Source organism: Microbacterium tenebrionis (assembly GCF_903645325.1).
Lineage (GTDB): Bacteria > Actinomycetota > Actinomycetes > Actinomycetales > Microbacteriaceae > Microbacterium > Microbacterium tenebrionis.
Map to the genome: position 1 here is coordinate 137,959 of NZ_CAHJXQ010000005.1, position 24,130 is coordinate 162,088.

The following is a 24,130-nucleotide window of genomic DNA, read 5'->3' on the forward strand; positions in this document are numbered from 1 at the left end:
CGCCACCAGCTTGCCGGGCGTTGCCGCACTTCCCTCCGCGCGGGACCCGCCCCCGCTAGGATGAACGCATCATGGACGAGTTCCTCCCGGGTTTCTGGAACTTCGCGGGCAACTTCTGGTGGTTGATCTTCCCGATCATGGGGATGGCCGGAGGCATCGCGAAGGCCTGGGAGCGCGGCTCGAAGCGCCGGCACGAGCGCCGGCTCGAGACGTTGCGCCTCAAGGGCGAGATCAAAGCCGCGCAGTACGCCGCGCGAGGCCAGTCGGTGCCTGCGCGCGCCGCGGCGAAAGAGGTGGCATCCGGTGCGCAGCTCTCGTCGAAGGAGCTGCTGGAGCGCCTGTTCGCCGAGCACGACGAAATCACGGCGCGGTGGCTGGACTACGAGCTCGACGTCGCGAAGCTCATCGCCTACCCCGCCATGAGCGACGGCCGCCAGCCGCTGACCGCCGCGTTCCTGCGGGCGAAGAAGACCGCCGACAACCTGCGGCCGTCATCGTCGAGCGCGAAGGTCAGTGAGCAGCAGGTCAGCGAGTACCTGGATGCCGTCGGCAACGCCGCCGTCGCGTTCGAGATCGCCGAGAAGGATGCCCGGCGGCTGCGGAACTCCACGTTCTCCGAGGCGGAGCGCAAGAAGCTCGACCGGGCGCAGAAACTGCTGAAGGTCGCCGTCGACGAGTCGGCCACGCAGGCCGAGCGCAATGTCGCCTACAAGCGCGTACGGGAGGAGCTCGATGGTCTCATCGTCCTGAGTGACCAGGCCGTCGAGGTGCTCGAGAAGCAGGTCGCTCGCGAGATCACGGCGCCGGCCCAGGCAGCGCCGGCTCACGCGGCGTCGGCACCTGCGCAGGAGCCGGTCCCCGAGCCGATGCCGGTTCGCGACCGTCCTGTCCCGAACCGTGAGGAGCAGCGCTGACGTGAAGATCGATCTGAGCGGCAGAACCGCGCTCGTCACGGGATCCACACAGGGCATCGGTCGGGGCGAGCTGCGGGATGCCGGCGATCAGTGCCGCAGCGACAAGGATCCCCGTTGTGCGGGTGAACCGAGCGGAAACGCGACGCGGGCACGAAGGAGCCCCGGCCGATCCGCCCGCAAGGGTCGGCCGGGGCTCGGTTGAGTCGAAGGCTTACTCGACGACCCAGTCGAACTGGTCGCCGTTCTCCTCGAGCCACTTGTCGACGGCGTCGGCCTCCTTGCCCTCGCCGAACTCGTTCACGACGAGGTCTTCGAGCGAGCCGTACTGCGCGTCGTCGAGCTTGATCTGCTCGACGAGCTCGGCGGCCTCGGGGAACTCCTCGGCGAAGCCCTTGTGACCCATGAAGTTCAGGGTCTCAGGGGTGCCCATGGCGCCCTCCGGGTCCTCGAGCGTCTTGACGTCGTACGAGCTGTTGGCCCAGAACGGCTTCCACAGCGTGACGACGACGTCCTCCTTGTTGTCGATCGCCTCGCCGAGCACGGTCAGCATGGCGGCGGTCGACGAGGTCTCGAGCGTGTACTCGTCCTCGAGGCCGTAGGTGGGGATCATCGAGTCCTGGGTGACACCGGTGAGGCCGGCGCCCGGCTCGATGCCGATGATCTTGCCGTCGAACATGTCGGCGTTGCCCTTGAGGTCGGCGATCGAGTCGATGTCGGTGTAGCTGGGCACCGCGATCGTCAGGACGGCGTTCTCGTAGTACGCGCCGAGATCCTCGAGGTCGTCGCCGTACTCGTCCATGTACTTCGCGTGGGTGACCTCGGGCCACGCCGACGGGTACATGTCGACGTCGCCCTGGGCGAGGCCGGTGTACAGCGGGCCCGCCTCGGTCAGCGTCTGCATCTCGACCGTGTAGCCGAGCTTCTCGAACTGGTCCTGGAGCAGGTACGCCATGCTCAGGCCGTCCGTCCAGGAGGGGAGGAACCCGAGCGTGATGGTGCCCTTGCTCTCCTCGCCGCCGTCGCCTCCGGCGGTGTCGTTGCCCGTGGCGCACCCCGCGAGGGCGAGGGATGCCGTGAGGCCGAGTGCTGTGATGGCTGTGATGTGCCGGAACTTCTTCATGATGCTTCCTTTCGTATGTTCTGCTGCGTTTCGTATGGGTTCAGGGGTGTCAAGCGACGTCGCCGCCGATCGGTGCGCGAAGGGGAGACGCCTTTGCGCGCTCGGCATCCCGCCGAGCATCCGCTGCATCGTTGCGCTGTGCAGCCCGACGGCGCGACAGCATCCCGAGCAGCGACGACGGGTAGTCCCCCGGCGTGCCGAGCGCCGCCGTCACGCGGTCGAGGAACACGGCCAGCAGCACGACGCCGAGGCCCGCCTCGACGCCCTTGCCGATGTTGACCGTCGAGATCGCCTCGACGACGAGCTTTCCGAGACCGTCGGCACCGGCCATGCCGGCGATGACGGCCATCGACAGGGCGAGCATGATCACCTGGTTGATGCCGGCCATGATCGTCGGCATCGCGAGCGGAAGCTGGATGCCGCGCAGGATCTGCCCCGGCGTCGCGCCGAACGCGTGTCCGGCCTCGACGGTCTCGGAGTCGACGCCGCGGATGCCGAGCTCGGTCATGCGCACGCCCGGAGGCAGCGCGAAGATCACCGTGGCGACGAGGCCCGGCACGACGCCGATGCTGAAGAACACGATCGCCGGGATCAGGTACACGAACGCCGGCATGGTCTGCATGAAGTCGAGCAGCGGCTTGAGGATCATGCGCACGGTGTCGTTGCGCGCCGACCAGATGCCGAGCGGGATCGCGATGATCACGGCGACGAGGGCCGCCACGATCACCAGCGCCAGCGTCTGCATGGCCGCGACCCACAGCCCCATGCTGAGGATCAGCAGGAACGAGACGACCGTGCCGATCGCCATCCAGATCGAGCGGACCGCCCACGCGATGAGCGCGGCGATGATGATCACGACGACCAGCGGCGTGCCGGTGAGGATGTCGGTGAGCCCGTCGACGAGGAACCGGACGATGAAGGCGATGAAGTCGAGCAGGCCCTCGAGGTTGTCCTTGATCCAGTCGACGCCGGCCTTGACCCACTCTCCGAGCGGAATGCGGAAACCGTCCATCAGCGCACCTCCTCCTCGGTCGCGGCGGCTTCGCCGGTGGCGGCATCCGCCTCTCCGAGCACGGCGTCGATCTCAGCCTGCGGAACCGGCAGGTGCGGCAGGGTGATCTCCTCGGTCGAGTTCGGGCCGGGGCCGAGTGCGGCCAGCAGGGTGATGCGCGGGATGACGCCGACAAGGCGCCCCTCGGCATCCACCACGGCGAGCGGCAGCGGCGACTCCACGGCGGGCACGAACAGGTTCATGAGGACCTCGTCCTCGGAGACCGACTGCGGCACGGGCTTGATGACCGAGCCGAGCGCCGCCTCGCCCTTTCGGACGAGCTTGACGGCATCCCGGTCGGTGACCATGCCGAGGAGCTTCCGGTCCTTGCCGGTGACGTACGCGGCCGACATGTACGCATCGCGCATCTGGCGCAGCGCCGTGCGGGGGCCGGCCGACTCGGCGACGACGGGGCGCGGGCGCTCCATGACGTTGGATGCCGTGAGCACGCGTGCACGGTCAACGTCCTGCACGAACTGCTCGACGTAGTCGTTGGCGGGGTCGGTGAGGATGTCCTCGGGGGTGCCGATCTGCACGATGCGGCCGTCGCGCATCACGGCGATGCGGTCGCCGAGGAACATGGCCTCGTTGAGGTCGTGGGTGATGAAGACGATGGTCTTCTGCAGCTTCTCCTGCAGCTCCACCAGCTGCTCCTGCATCTCGCGGCGGATCAGCGGATCGAGGGCACTGAACGCCTCGTCCATGAGCAGGATCTCGGTGTCTGCGGCGAGCGCACGGGCGATACCGACGCGCTGCTGCATGCCACCGGAGAGCTCGCTGGGCAGCTTGTCGCCCCAGCCGTCGAGCCCGACCATCGCGAGCACCTCATCTGCCTTCGCGCGGCGCGCGGTCTTGCTGACGCCCTTCAGCTCGAGCGGGTAGGCGACGTTGTCGGCGACCGTGCGGTGCGGCAGCAGCGCGAAGTGCTGGAACACCATCGACACGTTGTCGCGGCGGATCTCGCGCAGGCGGGATGCCGGGACGCCGGCGATCTCGTCGCCGCCGACCACGACGGAGCCGTCTGTGATGTCGTGCAGCCCGTTGAGCATGCGGATGATGGTGGACTTGCCCGAGCCGGACAGGCCCATGATGACGAAGATCTCGCCCTTGTTGACGGTGAAGCTCGCGTCGATGACGGCAGCGGTTCCGGCATCCTGCACGTCGGTACGGGACGCTCCGGACTTCAGCTTCTGGACTGCCTGCTTCGGATTCCGTCCGAAGACTTTGAAAAGATGGCGCGCTTCAAGTGCGGTTTCGGTCACATTTCCCCCGCGGCCGCCGATTATTCGGGTCTCGGAAGCCGGCTTCGATTTGCGCCCGGGTGATGTTCGCATGACCGTTTCGACAAGCTGCGCTGGCGGCGCTGACGGCGGGTTTCGGCCCCACCGCACGAACATCGACCATACGTCCACGCCTCTTCGCAGCACAGCACATTCGAAAGAAGGACGCGGCCGCGGACTGGTCCCAGACCAAAAGGCCTGCATTTCAACGTAACAACTCTGTCGACCTTTGTCTAATGTCGACAATCTGCGGAGCAGACAGAAGTCAGCGTCGGATGCTGCGCGTCACGGTGAACTTGGGGGTGCGGTGCAGCTGCTCGGTGGGCCCGACGAGCTTGCTGAGTTCCGGCTTGTAGCCGAGGTGCGAGTTGTAGACGGTGAGCAGCTCGCCGCCGGGCTTGAGGATGCGGGCGGCGGCCTCGAAGAGCTTCGTCGCCGCTCCCGCGTGGATGCTCGCGCCGAGATGGAACGGCGGGTTCAGCAGAATGAGATCTACGGACTGATCGGGGATTTCCGAACCCGCATCGTCGTGGATGACTTGGGCGTCGATGCCGTTCGCGGCAAAGGTGGCTCGGGCGGATGCCACGGCCGCGGCCGAGCGGTCAGTGGCGATCACCCGGGCACCGGGGTGCGTCAGCGCGTAGGTGGCGGCGAGGATGCCGGTGCCGCAGCCGAGATCGACGACGCTTATCGGACGTGGAGAGTCCGATCCCTGACGCTTCGACAGGCTCAGCGGTCGAAGGGGCGGACGCCCCAGCACCTCGAGCAGCACGCGCGTGCCGATGTCGAGCTTCGCTCCGGCGAATGCGCCGCCGTGCGCGACGATCGCGAGCGGGCGGTCGAGCCCCGGAACCGAGAGGGATGCCGACACCGGATACGGCGGCTGCGCCGGAGCATCTCGGACTCCGCTCGCCACGATGAGCCGCGACTTCCGCTCCGCGCGCTGCGGTTGCACGGTCTCGAAGCTCCGCCCGAGCACCTCGTTCTGCGTCAGCGTCATGTACTTCACGCGCCCGCCGGCGATCAGCGTGACGCCCGGCGCCGCCCACCGCGCGACGGCATCCGCGATCTCCTCGAGCTCGGCGAGGGACTTCGGCAGCTGCAGCAGCACGAGCCGCGCGCCCGTCAGCAGGGCGGGCCCGAGTTCGCACTCCACGAACGCCGGCCCGTCGGTGCCGATTCCCAGACGAGCAGCGCCCGTGTCTGCGCGCTGCTCGTCGACACGCCGTTCTTCCCCCGCATCGTGTGAGACTCGGGACGGCCGCCCGAGCCCGAGCGCCTCGGCGTTGCGGGCGAGTGCCCGGCGCCCGGTCGCGAGGTCCTGGTGCACACGGATACCGCGCATGCCGGCATCCGTCAGGGCCAGCGTGATCGCTCCGTACTCGTCGCCGATCACAGCGATCTCCTCGCCCGGGAGTCCGGCGGCGAGCGCGGTACGGACGAGGAGCTCGTCCGTGGCATCCCACGCCTGCAGATTCGGCGCCTCGACATCGGGGAAGCGGCTCAGCGCGGCGTAGGAGAAGTCCACCTCCCCAGCGTAGGTTCAGCGCCTCTTGACAGCTACTGAACGGCGACCTCCGCGGCTGACGCCCGCACCCTCTCCGGCCCCCCTTTCCCCCCGGGCACAACTTCGGATCCGGCATCCGACACGCCGGTGCGCACGGCGCCGGCCCGGCGCGTCGCGTCCCAAATCCGAAGTTGTGCCCGTGCGCGACGAGGGCTTGACACGTTCCAGGTTTAGTGGTTCATTGGTCGAGTAACTAACCACCTAACCCGCGGAGGCACCGTGATCGAAGAAGGCAAAGCGCTCTTCATCCAGATCGCCGAGCAGATCGAGGACCAGATCCTCGACGGTTCGCTGACCGAGGAGTCCAAGGCGCCCTCGACCAACGAGCTCGCCGCCTTCTACCGCATCAACCCCGCCACCGCCGCCAAGGGAGTCGCCATGCTCACCGACAAGGGCGTGCTGTACAAGCAGCGCGGCATCGGCATGTTCGTCGCCACCGGCGCACGACAGTCGCTGCTCACCGAACGGCGATCCGCCTTCGCCGACCGCTACATCGACCCCCTGCTCGCCGAGGCCCGAACGCTCGGGCTCGGCGCCGACGACCTGGCCGCCCTGCTGCGCGAACGCGCAGTCGCGGCATCCGCATCAGAAGGGAACCCCGCATGACCGCCGTCATCGAGGTGCAGAACCTCACCAAGCGCTACAAGGACACCGAGGCGCTCGCAGGCGTCTCGCTCAGCATCCAGCGCGGCGCCATCTACGGCCTGCTCGGACGCAACGGCGCCGGCAAGACCACGCTCATGTCGATCCTCACCGCACAGAACTTCGCCACCTCCGGCGAGGCGCGGGTGTTCGGCGAGAGCCCGTACGAGAACCCGCGGGTGCTGAGCCGGATGTGCTTCGTCCGCGAGAGCCAGAAGTACCCCGACGACGCGACGCCCCGACACGCCTTCGCAGCGGCGCGGCTGTTCTTCGCGAACTGGGACCAGGCGCTCGCCGACCGCCTCATCGAGGACTTCCAGCTGCCCATGAAGCAGACCATCAAGAAGCTCTCGCGCGGCCAGCTCTCGGCCGTGGGAGTCATCATCGGTCTGGCATCCCGGGCCGAGGTGACGTTCTTCGACGAGCCGTACCTCGGACTCGACGCCGTCGCCCGGCAGATCTTCTACGACCGCCTCATCGAGGACTACGCCGAGCACCCCCGCACGATCATCCTCTCGTCGCACCTGATCGACGAGGTCGCGAACCTCATCGAGCGCGTCATCGTGATCGACAAGGGCCGGATCCTCCTAGACGAGGAGACGGATGCCGTGCGCGACCGCGCCGTGACCGTCGTCGGCGACGCGGCGAAGGTCGATGCCTGGGCCGCCGGCCGCGAGGTCCTCCACCGCGATGAGCTCGGCCACGTGGCATCCGTCACGGTGCTCGGCCATCTGACCGCCGAAGAGCGGGCGGAGGTCGCGGCATCCGGCCTCGATCTCGCCCCCGTCTCGCTCCAGCAGCTCATCGTCCGCCTCACGCAGAAAGCCGGCGCCTCGTCCGAGAGCGCCGCCGACACCCAGGAGGTCCGCTGATGTCCCGCACGCTGAACGTGATCCGCCTGCAACTGATCAACAAGCAGACCTTCATCTGGGTGCCGCTGATCGTCCTCGCATCCGCCGTGCTCGTGTCGGTGCTCATCTACGCGATGATCCCGACCTCCGGGCCCAAGTACGGCGGCGGAGGCCAGGCGCCGCTCTGGGTGTTCTTCGCTGTGGGCCTGTCGGCCATGACCATGACCTTCCCGTTCTCGCAGGCCATGAGCGTCACCCGGCGCGAGTTCTTCCTCGGCACCCTCATCACCGCGGTGCTCGCCAGCGCCTTCATGGGCGTGCTGTTCCTCATCGGCGGCGGCATCGAGATGCTGACGAACGGCTACGGCGTGAACGGCTACGTGTTCCATCTGCCGTGGCTGTGGGAGGCGGGCCCGTTCGGAGCCTTCATCGTCTACTTCGCGCTCGCGCTGTTCTTCTTCGTCGTCGGCTTCACGGGTGCGACGGTGTACAAGCGCTGGGGACCGGTCGTCCTGACGGTCGCGTCGCTCGCGCTGGCGCTCGTCCTCGTCGGGCTCGCCTTCCTCGTGACCCGCCTGGAGATGTGGGAGCAGGTGTGGGCCGGCATCCTCGATCTCGGCGCCCTGGGCCTGGCGCTGTGGGGACTGGTCGTGGTCGCCCTGCTCTCGGTCGTGTCGTTCCTCGCGTTCCGGAGGGCGACGCCGTAGGACTCTGTTCACAACTCCTCAGGAATCGGCCCGATCGCGCAGGCCAGTGCCGCGACCGGGCCGATTTCACGCCTTCTCCGAGGAGTTGTGGACCCTGCTCGTGCCGCGCCGCCCTCAGATCGTGTCGTCGGCGGCGATGATCTCGAGGCTCCAGAAGCGCGAGACGGGGTCTTGCGGGTCGTGCGCCTCGGTGATCTCGCCGATCGCCAGATTGACTCGGCGGATCATCTCCACGAACTCGGCCTCGGTCAGCCGCAGATTGCGCTGCGAGAACCCACCGTGCGCCGCGGGGTCGCGTCCGGAGACCTACTCCCCCGCCCAGACAGCACCTCGTCCTCAACCGGCTCCTCCGGGGAGCCAACCCGCCACGCGACGATCATCAACCTCGGCTTCAGCGTCGCGATGACGACCGTCATCTACGCGCTGAAGCAGCAGGGTCACTCGCCTGTGACGATCGGATTCCTCGCGACCGCCGCCGGTGTCGCCATGCTCGTCGGAGCCCTTTTCACGCCGCTCATCGTCTTGCGCGTGCGCGCCGGAGTCGTCATCATCGGCGGCCTCGCGGTCTCGGCCATCGGGGTGTTCGCGCTGATTCCGGTGCACGCACCGCTGATGCTCACACTCGTGCTCGCCGGCATCGTCCTCTTCATCCCCGCCGTCAACGCCGTTCTGATGGGCTACTTCACGGTCGCCACTCCCACCGAGTTGCTGGGCCGCGCCAACAGCGCCTCCGCCGTGCTCGGCATGGGCGCGATGCCGCTCGCACCGCTCGTCGCCGGGGTCGGATTGTCGCTGATCGGGCGGGAGGCGACTCTGTTCGTCGGCGCCGGCCTGTGCGCCGTCTCGGTGCTGCTCGCGGTCTCGACCGCCGCGCTGCGGGCACTGCCGGCCGAGTCCGGCTGGTCCGCTCACGCCGCCCAGTCCGCAACGCGCTGACCCGCACGGTGATGGCAACCATGCACAACTTCGGACGGCGCAGAGGACGCGCCGCAGCATCCGGCCCGCCGTCGGCGTGTCGCGTCTGGGATCCGAAGTTGTGCACGGCGGCAGGCCGAGGCGGGCGCGATACTTGACCCTGACACTGTGGGAGGCGGTCGAGTAGAAGCATGTTGTCCATCGGAGCGTTCGCGCAGATCGGCCAGGTGACCCACCGGATGCTTCGGCACTGGGACACCGCCGGCCTGCTCGTGCCCGCTCACGTGGATGAGTTCAGCGGCTACCGCTCGTACGATCCTTCGCAGCTCGCCAGGCTACACCGGATCGTGGCTCTGCGTCAGCTGGGTTTCGGCCTGAATGACATCGCGGTGATCCTCGAGCAGAAGATCGACGCCGAACGCATCGGCGCCCTGCTGCGCGTGCGCCGCGCCGAGGTCGAGGAGGAGCATCGGATCGCAGCCGACCGGCTCATCGACGTCGAGCGGAGGCTCCACCTCATCGAGAAGGAGAATCAGATGTCTCAGATCGAAATCATCGACAAGGCTCTTCCCGCCGTCCGCCTGGCCGGCCGCCGCGCTGTCGTCGCAACGCAGCCCGAGGTCGCCGGCGTCGTCGGGCCTGCGTTCGACGCCATCGCCGACATCATCGGAGACGAGCGGGGCGCCCTGTCCACCCCGACCGCGCAGTACGACGCCGTCGAGGACGGCATCTCGATCGTCGTCGGGTACGAGTACGCGGGCCCGGCGCGCGACGGATTCGAGGTCGTCGAGCTTCCGGCCGTGGATGCCGCAGTGTGCGGCATCCACCTCGGATCGATGGCGGGAATCGCCGCCAGCTGGCACGCGATCCACTCGGAGATCGTGGCGCGCGGCCTCGTGCCGGCGGGACCGTGTCGCGAACTGTACGTGCGCGCCGTCTCCGACGATCAGTCCGACTGGGTCACTGAGCTGCAGCAGCCCGTCGCGCGCGCCTGATCACGAGAGGCTCGTCGGTCGCCCACCTGTCGCGCTGTCGATTCCTGCTGGCGCTGCGGAAGTCTCTGCCGCGCCAGCAGGAAAGAGCAGCGCGAGCAGGAAAGGGCAGCGGGAGCAGGAAAGAGGAGCGCGACCCTCTGGTCTACAGCGCCCCGGTGAGGGCGGCGATGCCGGCAAGCACCGAGACGAGCGCGAGCACGAGGGCGACGGCGATGAGCACCGCATGGACCGTGAGGAACGCGGTGGGCTTGCCGGCGGCATCCCGGGCCCTGGGGTCGCGCGCCACCCGCTTGTAGAACTGGGGCCAGACCACCGCGTTGAAGGCGGCGTTGACGAACAGCAGCACGGCGAGAGCGATCACCCCTCCAGCGTAGGCGCCCGCGCCGGCCCGTCGAGCCCGGGCTGAGATCCGAAGTTGTGCGCGGGGAGGAAGTTGTGCACGGCGAAGGTGAGGCGGGTGAAGGCGCTCAGCTCAGTTCGCGTGCGTGCAGCGCCGCTCCGAGCAGGCCGGCATCGTCGCCCAGCTGAGCGGGCACGATCTGCGGCATCCGGTGGAAGCTGAGTCTGCCGGCCAGTCGCGTGCGCACCTCGTCGAACAACACATCGCCGGCCCGCGAGAGCCCGCCGCCGATCACGATCGCCTGCGGACCCAGCACCGCCGTCAACTGCGCGAGCGCCAGAGAGAGGGCATCCAGCGCCTCGTCCCAGATCCGCGCGGCCACGGCGTCGCCCGCACCGGCCAGAGCGATGACCTCGCGGGCGCCGTCGGGCGTCGCCCCGGTCTCGGCGGCGTAGCGGCGGGCTATGGCCCCGGCCGATGCCACGGTCTCGAGGCATCCGTACGCTCCACACGCGCAGCGGACCGCATCGCCGCGCGGCGGCGCCTCGGCGATCGGCGCATGCCCGATCTCGCCTGCGTACCCGCCCGCGGCATAGGGCCGGCCGCCGACGAGGATGGCACCGGCGATCCCCGTTCCGATGATCAGCACGACGACGTCATCGTGCTCACGGGCGCCGCCGAGCTCATGCTCGGCCCAGGACGCCGAACGCACATCGTGGTCGAGGGCCACCGGCAGCGACAGCCGCTCGGATGCCAGGGCGCGCAGCGGGGCGTCCCGCCATCCGAGGTTGCTCGCGAAGACGCCGATCCCGGCAGCCGCGTCGACGATCCCCGGCACGACGAAGCCCGCCGCCTGCGGCTCGATGTGCGGATGCTCCGCCCGCAGCTCTGCGGTGATCCGGGCGAGCGCCTCGATGAGCGTCCCTGCCGGGTCGGCTCCCAGCGGCGGGGTGGGCGTGCGCCGCAGCCCGATCGCCGTGCCGTCGGCATCGAAGAGCGCCGCCTTGATGTCGGTGCCGCCCACATCGAAGGCGATCACGGGCGTACCCGGCCCGATCGTCTGCTGTGCCATTCGCTCCGTCCCGATTTTTGTTCATGCGCTTGACAAATAAGAGTAGTGCGCCGACCGGCTATGCAGAAGTCCTGGGTTCAGGATCCCGCGCCCGATCCCGCCATAGGATCGAAAGCATGCGCATTCTGGTCATCGGAGCAAGCGGACACATCGGCAGCGTCGTCGCCTCGACCTTCGAATCGCACGGACATGAGGTGCTCGCCGCGTCCCGCAGCGGCGAGCACACGGTCGACATCACCGACCCGGCCTCGGTGCGCGCCCTGTTCAACGGCATCGGCGAGCTGGATGCCGTGGTCGTCGCAGCCGGATCCGTGCCGTTCGCGCCGCTGACCGAACTCACGCGCGACGACTACGTCACCGCCTTCACGTCCAAGGCGCTCGCACAGATCGACATCGCGCGCACCGCCCTCGAGCACGTGCGAGACGGCGGCTCGATCACCCTCACCTCCGGTGTGCTCGCCCGCGAGCCGATCGCCACCGGCGCCGCCGCCGCCGTCGCCAACGGCGCCATCGAGTCGTTCGTGGTCACCGCCGCCGCCGAGGCGCCGCGCGGCATCCGCATCAACGCCGTGTCGCCGAACGTCCTCGAGAGCTCGGCCGACCTGCATGCGCTGTTCGCCGGCCAGCGGCCGGTTCCGGATGTCGAGATCGGCCGCGCCTACGCCCTCGCCGTGGAAGGACTCGTCCGAGGGCGCGTCATCACGGCGTAGGCCGCGGGGCGCCCGCCCCTTCGACGGGCTCAGGGATCGGGAACCGGGCCCGGGCCCGGGATCCCCGGGCGTCATGTATCAGAATTCGCTTGCCGTGCTCCTGGTAGATGTGAGCACAATGATCTTCATGACCGACGCTTCCCGCGGGGGCGCCGTCAGCGATGGCTCGGCGCGGTGGGAACGCGCCGCCGATCTCTTCGCCGACTGGCGCGCCGGAGAGACGCGCGCCATCGACGATCTGGTGCGCCTGATGACACCCGTGCTCTGGCACGTCGTGCGCGCCTACGGCTTGGAGCGCTCCCTCGCCGAGGACGTCGTGCAGTCGACCTGGCTCGCCCTCGTGCGCGCGAGCGAGTCCGTCGCCGATGCCCGCGCGATCTCGGGCTGGCTGACGACGACGGCCCGTCGCGAGGCGTGGAAGGTGGCGAAGGGGCACAGGCGAGCGGATGCCACCTCCGACGAGATCCTCGAGCCGATGCTGCCCGCACAGGAGTCGGCCGAGGCGGAGGTCGCGGCATCCGACGAGTCCCGCCGGCTGTGGGCGGCGGTGGGAACGCTCGACGAGCGGTGCCGCCGGCTGCTGCGCGTCATCGCCTTCGACGACCGACCCGACTACGCGAACCTCGCCGGCGAGCTCGAGATGCCGATCGGCAGCATCGGGCCGACGCGTCGGCGCTGCCTGGTGAAGCTGCGCGCCGAACTCGTGCGCACCGGAGCGGCGACAGAGGGGGACGGCGATGGCTGACGCCGATGCAGAGCTGTTCGCCGGCATCCGCACGGCCGCCGAGCGGTTCGATCCGCCGCCCGCTGATCTCGCCGATCGTGCGATCGCGGCGATCGCCGTAGCTGACATCTCGCGCGAGTACGCGATGCTCACCCTGATCGAGAACGCTGAGGCGCCCGTGCGCAGCCGCGGCGACGGCGAGACGACGACGCTGCAGTTCAGCGACGGGGCGGCGAGCATCCTCCTGCACGTCAGCCGGACCGAGCGGGGGCGGCGCCGCGTGGACGGCTGGGTCGACCCGGCCGCCGTCGAGGTGCAGCTCACGCAGGGCGAGCGGACCCGGACGGCCGCCCCCGACGACCAGGGGCGGTTCGCGTTCGACGACGTCGCCCCGGGCCTCACTCACGTGCGCCTCGTCGCAGGCGGGGAACAGAAGGACCTGCTCACGCCGCATTTCGAGGTGTGAGAGCTGAAGCGTCGAGCCGAAGGGGAGAGCGATGGCGCAACCCGAGAAGTGGAGTTGGCAGGACAGGGCGGAGGGGTCGATCCCGCGCGGATCGGCTCTGGATCCCTCCGTGGAGCCGGTGGAGGGCATCCGCGCCTTCCCCACCGCCTACCTGCCGGATCGGATGCTCATCTCCGAGCGCAAGGACGGTGAGAACGGCGCCTACGACCGCGACCTGCGCGCGCTGACGCAGGCGGCGGGGTCGTTCGGATGGGAGCTGAGGGTCGAGAGCGAAGACGTGGTCCGCGCGGGGCTGACCGAGCGGGTGCTGCCCGGCATCCCCGGCGCCCGGCGCGCCATCCTGCCCACCCCCGACATTCCGCGCGAGGGCGAGTCCCCTGTGCCACCCGACGCGTGGCGCGTGCTGCAGCGAGCGCGGCGCATCGTCGGCGGGCCGATGCCGCGCGCGAGCCTCGAGCACGTGCTCGCGCTCGACCCGGTCGGGCTGAATCCCTTCACCCGCACGAACCCGTTCACCCGCACCAACCCGTTCACCCGCACGAACCCGGTGCGCGGGGCCGGCGCCGTCGGCAGCGACGACTACCTGGAGCCCGGACGCGGCGGGCGCCAGCCGATCTGCTGGATCGGGGCCGCCCCCGTGCGGAGCAGGCTCGCGCGCAAGCAGCGCAGAGCCGTCGTCGCCGTGCTCGACACGGGATGCGGCGAGCACGACTGGCTGCCGGACTCGATCGTCACGCGCGGCGCCGACCTCGACGGCGTCCCGATCGGTCTCACCGGCGACGACGACCCGGAGCGCTACCCCGATCTGTACGGGCAGCTCGACGGCGAGATCGACGCGGTGGCCGGGCACGGCACGTTCATCGCGGGGATCATCCGGCAGACGGCTCCGGACGCCGACGTCCTCGCGATCCGGGTGGCGAACTCGCTCGGCGTGGTGGACGAGAGCACGTTCCTGCAGGCGCTCGCGGCGGTCATCGAACTGCAGCGCCGATTCGTGCACGGCGAGGACGGCGGACGCCCGATCGACGTGCTGAGCCTGTCGCTCGGCTACTACCACGAGACGCCGATCGACGGGCACTTCTCGCTCGTGCTGCACGAGATGCTGCAGACCGCCAGATCACTGGGGACAGTCGTGGTCTGCTCCGCCGGGAACGACGCGATCGATCGTCCGTCGTTCCCGGCATCGCTGTGGGCGTGGCCGGGCGCTGACAACGGGATCGTGGCAGACAAGCACCTCCCGCTCGTGTCGGTCGGGGCCCTCAATCCGTCGCAGCGCTCGCTCGCGCTGTTCTCGAACGTCGGGGCGTGGGTGCGCACCTACGCGCCGGGGGCGATGGTCGTCTCGACGACGCCGGCGTTCACGGGCGGCACGCAGGCCGTGACCCGCGCCGACGTCGACGGGTTCGAACGGCAGACGGTCGACCCGGACGACTACCGCGGCGGCTTCGCCGCGTGGAGCGGGACGTCGTTCTCCGCGCCCTACGTCGCCGGCAGGGTGGCGGCGCTGCTGGGGGCGCTGCCGGCGGATGCCGCGGCGACGGATGCTGCAGCGGCCAAGGCCGTCGAGGCGGTGCTGGCGGCGCTGCCGCCGGATCGTCCGCTGAGCTGAAGCGGCGCCCCGGACTTCCGCGCCGGCCCAGGACACGGCATCCTGAACGGATGGGGACTTCGGCGGCGGAGCTGTACGAGCGCGGGCGCGCGGCGTCCAACGCGCAGCGCTACCCCGAGGCACGCCGCCTGCTCGCCAGGGCAGAAGCGGCCGCGGACGGCGACGCGGATCTGCGCGCCCGCATCCACGGCACCCTCGCATACGTGCTCGCGCACACCGGCGAACCCGCGCGCGCCGAAGCACTGGGCCGCGCCGCCCTCGAGCGGGACGGCGTGAACGAGGAGACCAGGGCGATCCTCGCCGGGCAGCTCGGCGTGCTGTTCACCCGCGCCGGCCGGCTCGACGAGGCCGAACACATGCTCACGCACGCGGTCGACGTCCTCGAGGGCACGGCGCTTGCGAACTGCCTCCTCAACCGATCTCTCGTGCACATGCACCGCCGCGCGTTCGACGCCTGCACGGCGGATCTCGAACGCGCCACCGCGCTCTACGAGCAGTCCGGCGATGTCGACGCCGCCGCCGAAGCCCGCCACAACCTCGGCTACGCCGCCCTGTTGCGCGGCGACCTCGTCGAAGCCCTCGACCTCATGGCGCGCTCGCGCCCGGTGATCGCCGCAGGATCCCCCGTCGGTGCGGCGATGAGCGACCTCGACCGCGCCGAGGTGCTGCGCGACGCCGGCCTCGTCGACGAGGCCGAGAACCTGCTCGAGACCGTCGCCGCCACCTTCGGCGCCGCCCGCATGACGCAGGCGCGCGCCGAGGCCGAGTACCACCTCGCGCGGTCGCTGCTGCAGCACGACCCGGAGCGCGCGCGGCAGATTGCACGCACGGCCGCGCGCCGGTTCCGCCGACTCGGCGCCGACAGCTGGGCCGCTCGCGGCGATGCCATCCGACTCGACGCCGAACTGGATGCCGGCACCGCCCCGCCGGCCGCGGATTTCGCCGCCACGGCCGCCGAGCTGCGCCGAGCAGGGTTTCCGAGCGAGGCGAGCGCCGTGCGGCTGAGCTCCGCGCTGGCGGCGACCCGTCGCGGCGACGCGCCCCCGCCGATCCGGCTGTCCGCCGACGCGCCGGTCCCCCTGCGATTGCGGGCGGCCGAGGTCCGCGCAGCCCGCGCCGGCTCCCGGTCGAGGCACGCGGAGTCGCGCCGCCACGCCGCCGCAGGTCTCGACCTGCTCTCGGGCTGGCAGCGTTCCTTCGGCGCGCTCGACCTGCAGGCATCGCTCGCCATGCACGGCACGCGCCTCGTGCTTGCCGGGCTGTCGGCCGCCTCGCACAGCCGCGACCCCGAGGTGCTGTTCGACTGGTCGGAGCGCGCCCGCCACCTCAGCCAGCAGGTCGCCCCGGTGCGCCCACCGCACGACGACGAGCACGCCGCCGACCTCGGCGAATTGCGGATGCTGCGCGCCGAGCTGACCGGGCAGGAGTGGACGACGCATCCACGCGTGCGTCTGCTCCGCGACCGCGTGCGCGAGCATCAGTGGACGGCGACCGGAGCCGGAGACACCCGCCCTCGGATCACCCTCGAAGCACTCCGGGACGAGTTGCGCCAGGAGCGACGCGACGACGCGCGCACCGAGCTCGGCGAGGATGCCGGCACGGCCGCCCTGTCGTTCGTGTACTCCGGCGACAGCATGCTGTGCGTCGTCACCACCGATGCCGACAGCACGATCGTGACGCTCGACCGCGCGGCGATCGGGGCGGCGACGGACGGCCTGCGCGCCGACCTCGACGTCTCGGCATCCATCCGCAGCGGGCCGATGGCCGCGATCGTCGCGCAGGCGCTGGACGAGCGGATGCTACGGCTCGACGACCTGCTGCTCGGACCCGCCCGACCACTCCTCGGCGACCGGAGGATCGTGCTGACCGTGCCGGGCATCCTCGCCGGCATCCCGTGGGCCATGCTGCCGACGATGGCGGGCCGCCCGTTCACGATCGCGACCTCGATGTCGCGCTGGGCGCAGGAGCGCCGCATCCGCCGTGAGCTCACGCGAGCAGGGCTCGCCGCCGGTCCGCGCGTGCCACGCGGTGCCGGCGAGGTGCACGCTGCGGCATCCGTCTGGGGCGAGGCGACGGTTCTGACCGGAGAGGATGCGCGCGTGGATGCCGTGACGGCGCTGGCCGCGGACGTCGACGTGCTGCACATCGCCGCGCACGGCCGGCATGCCGCCGACAACCCGCTGTTCGCCGGGTTCGAGCTCGCCGACGGCGCGCTGTTCGGCTACGACGTCGACCTGATCCCCCGCGTGCCCGACACGGTCGTGCTGTCGGCATGCGAGCTCGGCCGATCATCGGTGCGCTGGGGCGAGGAGGCGCTGGGGATGACCCGCGTCTGGCTGCACGCGGGAACCCGCAGCGTGATCGCCGCGCCGGCCGTCGTCGCGGACGACGTGGCGAGCGACCTGCTCAGCGCGGTGCACTCCGGCCTCGCCGGCGGCCAGTCCCCGGCTGCGGCGCTGGCCGCGGCATCCGTGCAGACCGGATTGCGCACCCCGTTCCAGTGCCACGGAACCGGGTTCTGAAACTTCTTCGGGCCGGATGTATCAGAACGGCGGTACCCCGCTCTTGATAGTCGGAAGGTGTCACGCGGAATGCCTGACGGGCATGAGGAGGCGCGGTCGCGCTTGGGGATGCGTTGGGGGACGCAGCGACAGACACCGACCGCTTCAGGAGGGCGTCGTGGATGCATCCACGGCGCCCTCCGCCATGCCCTTCGACCTGCTCAGGGGTCAGGGCGCGCGCTCAGCGCCGTTCGGCCGCCTCGGTGTGGTGGCGGATGACCTCGGCGACGACGAAGTTGAACCACTTCTCCGCGAACTCGGGATCCAGATGCGCCTCTTCGGCCAGTGCTCGCAGGCGCGCGACCTGCTGCTCCTCACGGGCCGGGTCGGAGGCGGGCATGGCGTGCTCCGCCTTGAGGATGCCGACTTCCTGCGTGGCGCGGAAGCGCTCGGCGAGCATGTAGATCAGGGCGGCATCGATGTTGTCGATCGTGCCGCGCAGGCGCTGAAGTCGTGCGGTGGCATCCTGGTCGGTCATGGCTCCCCCTGTTCGTCGGCCCTCTGACGATATCGCGACGGCACCCCCTAGAGTTGGCGCATGACCAACGATCTGCCGGAGGAATCCGAAGTCGCCGTCGAGACGGAGCCGCCGACGCGGAAGGCTTCGAAGGCCCCGAAGCCGATGAAGACCAAGGAGCCCGAATCGGTCGATCAGCCGATCACCCCCAAGCCCGTGGTCGAGCCGGTCCCGTCGACGAAGTCGTTCTGGACGCGCATCGACAAGCCGTTCGTGTTCGGGTTCCTCGTCACGCTCGGCGGTCTGGCCGCGATCCTGCTCGGACTCGCGCTGTCGAATCTGTCGACGGTCATCATCTACATCGCGCTCGCCCTGTTCGCCGCCCTCGGCCTCGACCCGGCCGTGCGCTTCCTCGAACGCCGAGGGCTGGGCCGCGGATGGAGCGTCGTCGTGGTGCTCGTCGCCCTGATCGCCGCGCTCGCCCTGATCCTGTGGATCATCATCCCGGTCGTCGTCGAACAGATCACGCTGTTCGCCAAGAGCGTGCCCGGGCTCATCGCCGACTTCACCGGCAGCGACCTCTACGCGACGCTCGAGGCGCAGTTCGGCGATCAGTTCCAGGAGCTCGTCTCGGACGTGCAGGGCTTCCTCACCGACCCGAACAACATCGCGGCCATCGGCGGCGGGGCGCTGCAGGTGGGCGCATCCATCGCGAACGCCATCTCGGGCGTCGTCATCGTGCTCGTGCTCGTCATCTACTTCGTCGCGACGCTGCCGACCATGAAGCAGGCGATGCTGCGACTGGTGCCCCCCCGCGGCCGCGAGAACACCGCCATCATCACCGATCAGATCACCGACTCCGTCGGCGGCTACGTCATGGGCATGGTCACGCTGGCATTCATCAACGCCGTCGTCGTGCTGCTGCTGTACACGGTGATGTCGCTGCCGTTCCCGCTGCTGCTGGCAGTGGTGGCGTTCCTGATCACGCTGATCCCGCTCGTCGGATCCCTGATCTTCTGGGTGATCGGCACGGGCATCGCGCTGTTCGCCGACCCGGTCCTCGCGCTCGTGTTCGCGGTGATCTACCTGGTCTACATGCAGCTGGAGTCGTACTTCCTCACGCCGCGCGTCATGAACAGGGCGATCTCGATCCCCGGTTCGCTCGTCGTCATCGGCGCCCTCGTCGGAGGAACGCTGCTCGGGCTCCTCGGAGCCCTCGTCGCCGTGCCGGTCACGGCATCCATCCTCATCATCATCAAGAAGGTGTGGATCCCGCGCCAGGACTCCCGGGTGTGACCGGGAGCCCTGTGCGGGCGCGCTCGGATCAGCGCGGGATCAGATCAGGCCCTTCTCGGTGAGCCATTCGGTCGCGATGTCCTCGGGCGACATCTGATCGACCGTGCTCTGCACGCCCATCGCGACGAGGTCGTCGACACTGAGCTCGGCGCTGATGCCGTCGATGACATCGGCGATCTCATCGGCCACGTCGCTGGAGGCGATCGGCACGACGTTCGAGGCGAGGATCAGGCTCTCCGGGTCCTCGAGCGCGACGATGTCCTCGGTCTGGAAGCGCGGGTCGGCCGAGTAGATGTCGGCGACCTGGATCTCGTCGGCCAGCAGCGCGTCGAACGTGGTGTCGCCGGTCGCCGAGAACGCGAGGTCCAGACCGTAGACGGTCTTCGCACCCGACGGGCCGTACGGGCGCTGCTCGAGCTCGGGCGCGCCGCCGAGGGTCACGGTGCCGTCGACCTTCGAGAGGTCCGCGATGCTCTTCAGGCCGTTCGCGTCTGCGAACGCCTTGGTGACCGTGTAGGTGTCCTGATCGGATGCCTCGGCGTAGTCGAGCGCCGTGAGCCCGTCGGGCAGCGCCTCCTGCAGCGCGGCGTAGACGTCGTCGGGGCTGGTGGCCTCGGAGCTGTCGTCGAAGTACTGCAGCAGGTTGCCGGTGTACTCCGGGAACAGATCGATCTCGCCGGACTCGACGTCGGGCATGTACGCGTCGCGCTGGCCGATGTTGAACTCGCGGTCGACGGTGTGCCCGGCGTTCTCGAGCGCCTGGGCGTAGATCTCGGCGATGATCTCGTTCGAGTAGTAGGCCTGCGAGCCGATGACGATGGTGTCGGAACCACCGCCTGACGTATCGCCGGACGGAGTGTCGAGCGGGTTGCTGCTCGCGCAGCCGGCGAGGACGAGGGCTCCGGCGAGCGCGACGCCGGTCGCGAGGGTGAGACGTGTCGTGCGTGCTGTGAACATGATGTTCCTCTCTGGTGGGGGTCAGGCGGATGCTGTGGATGCTGATGCGGTCGCGCGGCGTGCGGTCCGAGCGGACGTGCCGGGCTTCGCGACGCGGATGCCGGCTGGAACGGCCAGACGCTGGGCGAGGGCGAGCAGCAGGTCGGCGATGAGGGCGACGACGGCGACGAGGATGGCGCCGCCGAGTACCTGGTCGAAGCGGCGCAGCGGGATGCCCTGGATGATCGGCCAGCCGAGGCCCCCGAGGTTCACGTAGGCGGCGATCGTGACCGTCGCGATCACCTGCAGGGTGGCCGAGCGCAGACCGCCGACGAGAAGGGGCAGCCCGAGCGGCACCTCGACCTTCCAGAACACCTGCCACTGGGTCATGCCGGTGGCGCGGGCCGCGTCGATCACGCGGCGGTCGATCGCCTCGAGCCCCGTGTACGCGCCGGCCAGAAGCGACGGGATCGCGAGCAGCACGAAGGTGATGGTCGCAGCCTCGGGAACCCTGAGCACGCCCATGAGCAGCACGAGCAGCACCATGAGGCCGAACGACGGCACGGCGCGGGCGGCGCCCGAGATCGCCACGGCGGCCTCGCGGCCACGACCGGTATGACCGATCGCCCACCCCGCCGGCACGGCGATGGCTGCGGCGATGAGAACGGACACCACGGTGTAGAACAGGTGCTGGCCGAGCAGCACGGGGAGGGCGTACTGGCCCTCCAGCCGCTCGGGCGAGAACAGCCAGGCGAAGGCTTCGGCGAACAGGTTCATGCGGCCGCCCTCATCGAGACGATGCGGCGACGGGCGGTCGCCGCCGACGCGGTGCGCGTCCACGGCATGATCGCGCGGCCGGCGAGCATGAGGAGCAGATCGATCACCAGGGCGATCACGACGACGGCGAGGACGCCCGCGAACACCTCGGGGATGATGCGGCGCTGCAGACCGTTCGTGAACAGGTAGCCGAGGTTCTCGACGCCGACGAGGATGCCGACCGTGGCGAGCGAGATCGTGCTGACCGCCGCGACCCGCAGACCCGCGAGGATCACGGGGCCGGCCAGCGGAAGGTCGATGGTCCAGAACCGGCGCGCCGCGCCGTAGCCGACCGCCGTCGCCGCCTGGCGGATGTCGGGGTCGACCGAGTCGAGGCCGTCGGCGACGGAGCGCACGAGGATCGCGACGGCGTAGATGGTGAGTCCGACGATGAGGTTCTCCTGGCTGCGCGCCGAGTATCCGATGACGGAGGGCAGCAGGATCAGCAGGGCGAGCGACGGGATCGTGTAGAGCAGGCCGGTCAGCACGACGATGGGGCCGCGCACCAGACGGTACCGCCAGGCGACCCAGCCCAGCGGCAGCGACAGCACGAACCCGCAGACGATCGCGATCGCGCTCTGACCGAGGTGGGTGAGCGCGAGACCGAGGATCAGGTCGAGGTTGTCGGCGACCCAGTTCACGGGGTGGGACCGGACCCTTCGACGGGCTCAGGGGCCGGCGCGCGCTCAGGGGCCGGCGCGCGCTCAGGGGCCGGCGCGGGCTCAGGGGCCGGCGCGCGCTCAGGGGCCGGCGCGCGCTCAGGGGCCGGCGCGCGCTCAGGGATCGGGGCGCCGATCGCTGAGCCTGTCGAAGCGCTCGACGGCTCATCGTCCGCGTCATCGAGGAGCACGCCCTGCGTGCGCCCCTCGGAGTCGACGACGAACCGGCCGCGCGGGGTCTGCTTGATGCGCAGCGCCCGGTGGCCGCGCTCGGCGCCGATGAACGCCGAGACGAAGTCGTCCGCCGGGTTCTCGATGATCTCGCTGGGGCTGCCGACCTGGACGATCCGGGCGCCCTTGTCGAGGATGACGACCTGGTCGCCGAGCAGGAACGCCTCGTCGATGTCGTGAGTGACGAAGACGACCGTCTTGTCGAGGTCGCGCTGCAGGCGGATGAGCTCCTGCTGCAGGTCGGCGCGCACGATCGGGTCGACCGCGCCGAAGGGCTCGTCCATGAGCAGGATGTTCGGGTCGGCTGCGAGACCGCGAGCTACGCCGACGCGCTGCTGCTGGCCGCCGGAGAGCTGGCTCGGATAGCGCTCGGCGAGGGCGCGGTCGAGCCCGACGGTGTCGAGCAGTTCGAGGGCGCGCTGGTTCGCCTGCTTCTTGGGCGTGCGGTTCAAGCGCAGCACGGTGGCGACGTTGTCGATCACCGAGAAGTGCGGCATGAGCCCGGAGTTCTGCATGACGTAGCCGATCCTGCGGCGCAGAGCCACCGGGTCGCCCACCAGCACGCTCTCGCCGTCGATCTCGACGTCGCCGGCGGTCGGCTCGACCATGCGGTTGATCATGCGCAGCAGCGTCGTCTTGCCGCATCCGGACGATCCGACGAACACGGTCGTCTTGCGCGAGGGCAGCACGAGGCTGAAGTCCTCGACGGCGAGGGTGCCGTCGGGGAATCTCTTGGACACCGAGCGGAACTCGATCATGAGCTGACCCGCGCCCCGGCTATGGCCCGACCTCTACCTGGCGAGGGTCGAACGCGATGTGGGCGGAGATGTCCTTTCCGACGCGCTCGAAAGCCGAGGGGTACGGGTTCGGGTACCCCCAGGCCGCGTCGGCGTGGGTCTCGCCGTCGACGACGGCCGAGTAGTACTGCGCCTCGCCCTTCCACGGACAGGTGTACGGCGTCGGGCTCGTGATGAGCACGCCCTCGGGAACGGACGAGAGCGGGAAGTACCAGTTGCCCTCGATGGAGATGAGGTCGGCGTCGTCGGCTTCGGCGATGACGGTTCCTGCGAGTACAGCCTTCATGGTGGTGTCTCCTCGGATCAGGTTTCGAGCGTAGGGGATGCCGCGGACAAGCGATGCAGATTCAGCGGGTGTTGACAGCTCAGCGTGTTCGGAGCGGAGCCGTGAACGGATGGGTCACGCGGACTCCCGACCATACGCCTCCAGCAGCCGCAGCCAGATCTCGTTCATCGTCGGGTACGCGGGGACCGCGTGCCACAGCCGCGAGATCGGCACCTCGCCGACGATCGCGATGGTGGCGGCCTGGAGCATCTCGGAGACGTCGGGGCCGACGAATGTCACTCCGAGGATGACGTCGCGCTCAGTGTCCACGACCATTCGCGCCGTGCCCGTGTAGCCGTCCTCGTGCAGGCTCGATCCGGCCACCGCTCCGAGGTCGTAGTCGACGACGCGGACGGGGCGCCCGGCATCCTGCGCCTGCTGAGCCGTCAGGCCGGCGGAGGCGACCTCCGGCGACGAGAACACGACCTGCGGAACCGCCGCCTCATCGGCGGTCGCGACGTGGCGGCCCCAGGCCGCATCGTCCACCTCGAGGCCCTGAGCGCGGGCGGCGATCACGTCGCCCGCGGCACGCGCCTGGTACTTGCCCTGGTGCGTGAGCAGCACGCGGCCGTTGATGTCGCCGACGGCGTACAGCCAGTCGTGGCCGGGCACGCGCAGGGTGTCGTCGGTGGTGACGTACGTCCCGGGTTCGAGGCCGATCGTGTCGAGCCCGATGTCGTCGGAGCGCGGCTGCCGGCCGGTGGCAGCGAGCACCTCGGCGGCCCGGATCTCGCTGCCGTCGTCGAGCGTGACGGTGACGCCGTCGGCATCCCTGGCCACACGAGACGTCCCCCTGTTCGTGCGGACATCGACGCCATAGGCCGCCAAACCGGCCGCGACGCGTTCGCCCGCGACGGGCTCCATCTTGGCGAGCAGTTCGCCGCGCGCGATGACGGTGACGGCCGCGCCGAGCGACGCGTACGCGGTCGCCATCTCGACCGCGACCACGCCGCCACCGATGATGGCCAGGGATGCCGGGACCTCGGCCGCGCTCGTCGCCTCGCGGCTCGTCCAGGGCTCTGCCTCGGCGAGGCCGGGGATCGGGGCGATCGCGGCATCCGTTCCGGTGGCGATCGCGACCGCATGGCG

General features: G+C 69.9%; 24 protein-coding genes and 1 pseudogene. 12 read left to right on the forward strand and 13 right to left on the reverse strand.

Annotated features, from left to right (window positions below):
- Positions 1-71: 71 nt before the first annotated feature.
- Complete coding sequence (locus tag HWX58_RS09585; RefSeq protein ID WP_175987338.1) at positions 72-914, forward strand: hypothetical protein; 843 nt, start codon at positions 72-74, stop codon at positions 912-914.
- A gap of 211 nt (positions 915-1,125) precedes the next feature.
- Here HWX58_RS09585 and HWX58_RS09590 read toward each other — a convergent pair whose 3' ends face one another.
- From HWX58_RS09590 to HWX58_RS09605, 4 genes are all read right to left on the reverse strand, one after another.
- Complete coding sequence (locus tag HWX58_RS09590) at positions 1,126-2,034, reverse strand: glycine betaine ABC transporter substrate-binding protein (RefSeq protein ID WP_175987340.1); 909 nt, start codon at positions 2,032-2,034, stop codon at positions 1,126-1,128.
- A 49-nt stretch (positions 2,035-2,083) separates the two neighbouring features.
- The gene (locus HWX58_RS09595) at positions 2,084-3,046 is read right to left on the reverse strand and encodes an ABC transporter permease (RefSeq protein WP_175987342.1); all 963 of its coding nucleotides are present in this window, start codon (positions 3,044-3,046) and stop codon (positions 2,084-2,086) included.
- Positions 3,046-4,347: a quaternary amine ABC transporter ATP-binding protein gene (locus tag HWX58_RS09600; protein ID WP_217702975.1), complete on the reverse strand. Its 1,302-nt coding sequence runs from the start codon at positions 4,345-4,347 to the stop codon at positions 3,046-3,048. The genes HWX58_RS09595 and HWX58_RS09600 overlap by 1 nt, the downstream gene beginning before the upstream one ends.
- 283 nt (positions 4,348-4,630) lie before the next feature.
- Positions 4,631-5,893 carry a class I SAM-dependent methyltransferase gene (locus HWX58_RS09605; protein WP_175987346.1) on the reverse strand — a complete coding sequence of 421 codons (1,263 nt, stop codon included), beginning with the start codon at positions 5,891-5,893 and terminating at the stop codon, positions 4,631-4,633.
- Between the two features lie 258 nt (positions 5,894-6,151).
- Between HWX58_RS09605 and HWX58_RS09610 the strand changes: the two genes are divergently transcribed.
- The 5 genes from HWX58_RS09610 (at position 6,152) to HWX58_RS09630 (ending at position 10,042) form a co-directional block, all read left to right on the forward strand.
- Positions 6,152-6,538, forward strand: coding sequence for a GntR family transcriptional regulator (locus tag HWX58_RS09610; protein ID WP_175987348.1), 387 nt, complete (start codon positions 6,152-6,154; stop codon positions 6,536-6,538).
- Positions 6,535-7,446, forward strand: coding sequence for an ABC transporter ATP-binding protein (locus HWX58_RS09615; protein WP_175987350.1), 912 nt, complete (start codon positions 6,535-6,537; stop codon positions 7,444-7,446). The genes HWX58_RS09610 and HWX58_RS09615 overlap by 4 nt, the downstream gene beginning before the upstream one ends.
- Positions 7,446-8,132 (forward strand): hypothetical protein, encoded by a 687-nt coding sequence (locus HWX58_RS09620; protein WP_175987352.1) that lies wholly within the window; start codon positions 7,446-7,448, stop codon positions 8,130-8,132. Before HWX58_RS09615 ends, HWX58_RS09620 begins: the two co-directional genes overlap by 1 nt.
- Positions 8,133-8,534: 402 nt before the next feature.
- On the forward strand, positions 8,535-9,068 hold the full coding sequence (locus HWX58_RS09625; protein ID WP_175987354.1) for an MFS transporter: 534 nt from the start codon (positions 8,535-8,537) through the stop codon (positions 9,066-9,068).
- Positions 9,069-9,238: 170 nt separating this feature from the next.
- Positions 9,239-10,042, forward strand: a complete 804-nt coding sequence (locus tag HWX58_RS09630; RefSeq protein ID WP_175987355.1) for a MerR family transcriptional regulator — start codon at positions 9,239-9,241, stop codon at positions 10,040-10,042.
- A gap of 142 nt (positions 10,043-10,184) precedes the next feature.
- On the opposite strand, the gene HWX58_RS09635 is transcribed toward HWX58_RS09630, so the two are convergent.
- Positions 10,185-10,403: an SCO4848 family membrane protein gene (locus HWX58_RS09635; protein WP_175987357.1), complete on the reverse strand. Its 219-nt coding sequence runs from the start codon at positions 10,401-10,403 to the stop codon at positions 10,185-10,187.
- Positions 10,404-10,509: 106 nt separating this feature from the next.
- Complete coding sequence (locus HWX58_RS09640; protein ID WP_175987359.1) at positions 10,510-11,454, reverse strand: ROK family protein; 945 nt, start codon at positions 11,452-11,454, stop codon at positions 10,510-10,512.
- 116 nt (positions 11,455-11,570) lie between these two features.
- Between HWX58_RS09640 and HWX58_RS09645 the strand changes: the two genes are divergently transcribed.
- The 5 genes from HWX58_RS09645 to HWX58_RS09665 all read left to right on the forward strand — a co-directional run bounded on the left by HWX58_RS09645 (position 11,571) and on the right by HWX58_RS09665 (position 17,485).
- Positions 11,571-12,164, forward strand: coding sequence for a short chain dehydrogenase (locus HWX58_RS09645; RefSeq protein ID WP_175987361.1), 594 nt, complete (start codon positions 11,571-11,573; stop codon positions 12,162-12,164).
- A gap of 127 nt (positions 12,165-12,291) precedes the next feature.
- Entirely contained in the window at positions 12,292-12,909 is a 618-nt protein-coding gene (locus tag HWX58_RS09650; RefSeq protein ID WP_175987363.1) for an RNA polymerase sigma factor, read from the forward strand.
- A complete protein-coding gene (locus HWX58_RS09655) occupies positions 12,902-13,354 on the forward strand; it encodes a hypothetical protein (RefSeq protein WP_175987365.1) in 453 nt (150 codons plus the stop codon). Before HWX58_RS09650 ends, HWX58_RS09655 begins: the two co-directional genes overlap by 8 nt.
- Before the next feature lie 31 nt (positions 13,355-13,385).
- On the forward strand, positions 13,386-14,963 hold the full coding sequence (locus HWX58_RS09660) for a S8/S53 family peptidase (RefSeq protein WP_175987367.1): 1,578 nt from the start codon (positions 13,386-13,388) through the stop codon (positions 14,961-14,963).
- Between the two features lie 50 nt (positions 14,964-15,013).
- Entirely contained in the window at positions 15,014-17,485 is a 2,472-nt protein-coding gene (locus HWX58_RS09665) for a CHAT domain-containing protein (RefSeq protein WP_175987369.1), read from the forward strand.
- Between the two features lie 220 nt (positions 17,486-17,705).
- Here the strand turns inward: HWX58_RS09665 and HWX58_RS09670 are convergent, their stop codons facing one another.
- On the reverse strand, positions 17,706-18,002 hold the full coding sequence (locus HWX58_RS09670; protein WP_175987371.1) for a chorismate mutase: 297 nt from the start codon (positions 18,000-18,002) through the stop codon (positions 17,706-17,708).
- 60 nt (positions 18,003-18,062) lie between these two features.
- Between HWX58_RS09670 and HWX58_RS09675 the strand changes: the two genes are divergently transcribed.
- Positions 18,063-19,277 carry an AI-2E family transporter gene (locus HWX58_RS09675; RefSeq protein ID WP_250646184.1) on the forward strand — a complete coding sequence of 405 codons (1,215 nt, stop codon included), beginning with the start codon at positions 18,063-18,065 and terminating at the stop codon, positions 19,275-19,277.
- A gap of 39 nt (positions 19,278-19,316) precedes the next feature.
- On the opposite strand, the gene HWX58_RS09680 is transcribed toward HWX58_RS09675, so the two are convergent.
- From HWX58_RS09680 to HWX58_RS09705, 6 genes and pseudogenes are all read right to left on the reverse strand, one after another.
- Entirely contained in the window at positions 19,317-20,234 is a 918-nt protein-coding gene (locus tag HWX58_RS09680) for an ABC transporter substrate-binding protein (protein WP_175987373.1), read from the reverse strand.
- 21 nt (positions 20,235-20,255) lie between these two features.
- A complete protein-coding gene (locus HWX58_RS09685; protein WP_175987375.1) occupies positions 20,256-20,990 on the reverse strand; it encodes an ABC transporter permease in 735 nt (244 codons plus the stop codon).
- Complete coding sequence (locus tag HWX58_RS09690; protein WP_175987376.1) at positions 20,987-21,670, reverse strand: ABC transporter permease; 684 nt, start codon at positions 21,668-21,670, stop codon at positions 20,987-20,989. The genes HWX58_RS09685 and HWX58_RS09690 overlap by 4 nt, the downstream gene beginning before the upstream one ends.
- A 143-nt stretch (positions 21,671-21,813) precedes the next feature.
- A pseudogene (locus tag HWX58_RS09695) lies at positions 21,814-22,677 on the reverse strand (ABC transporter ATP-binding protein); the annotation flags it as partial.
- A gap of 19 nt (positions 22,678-22,696) precedes the next feature.
- Positions 22,697-23,002 (reverse strand): DUF427 domain-containing protein, encoded by a 306-nt coding sequence (locus HWX58_RS09700; RefSeq protein ID WP_175987378.1) that lies wholly within the window; start codon positions 23,000-23,002, stop codon positions 22,697-22,699.
- Positions 23,003-23,116: 114 nt separating this feature from the next.
- Positions 23,117-24,130: dihydrolipoyl dehydrogenase family protein (locus tag HWX58_RS09705; protein WP_175987380.1), on the reverse strand; the 1,014-nt coding region annotated here is incomplete at its 5' end.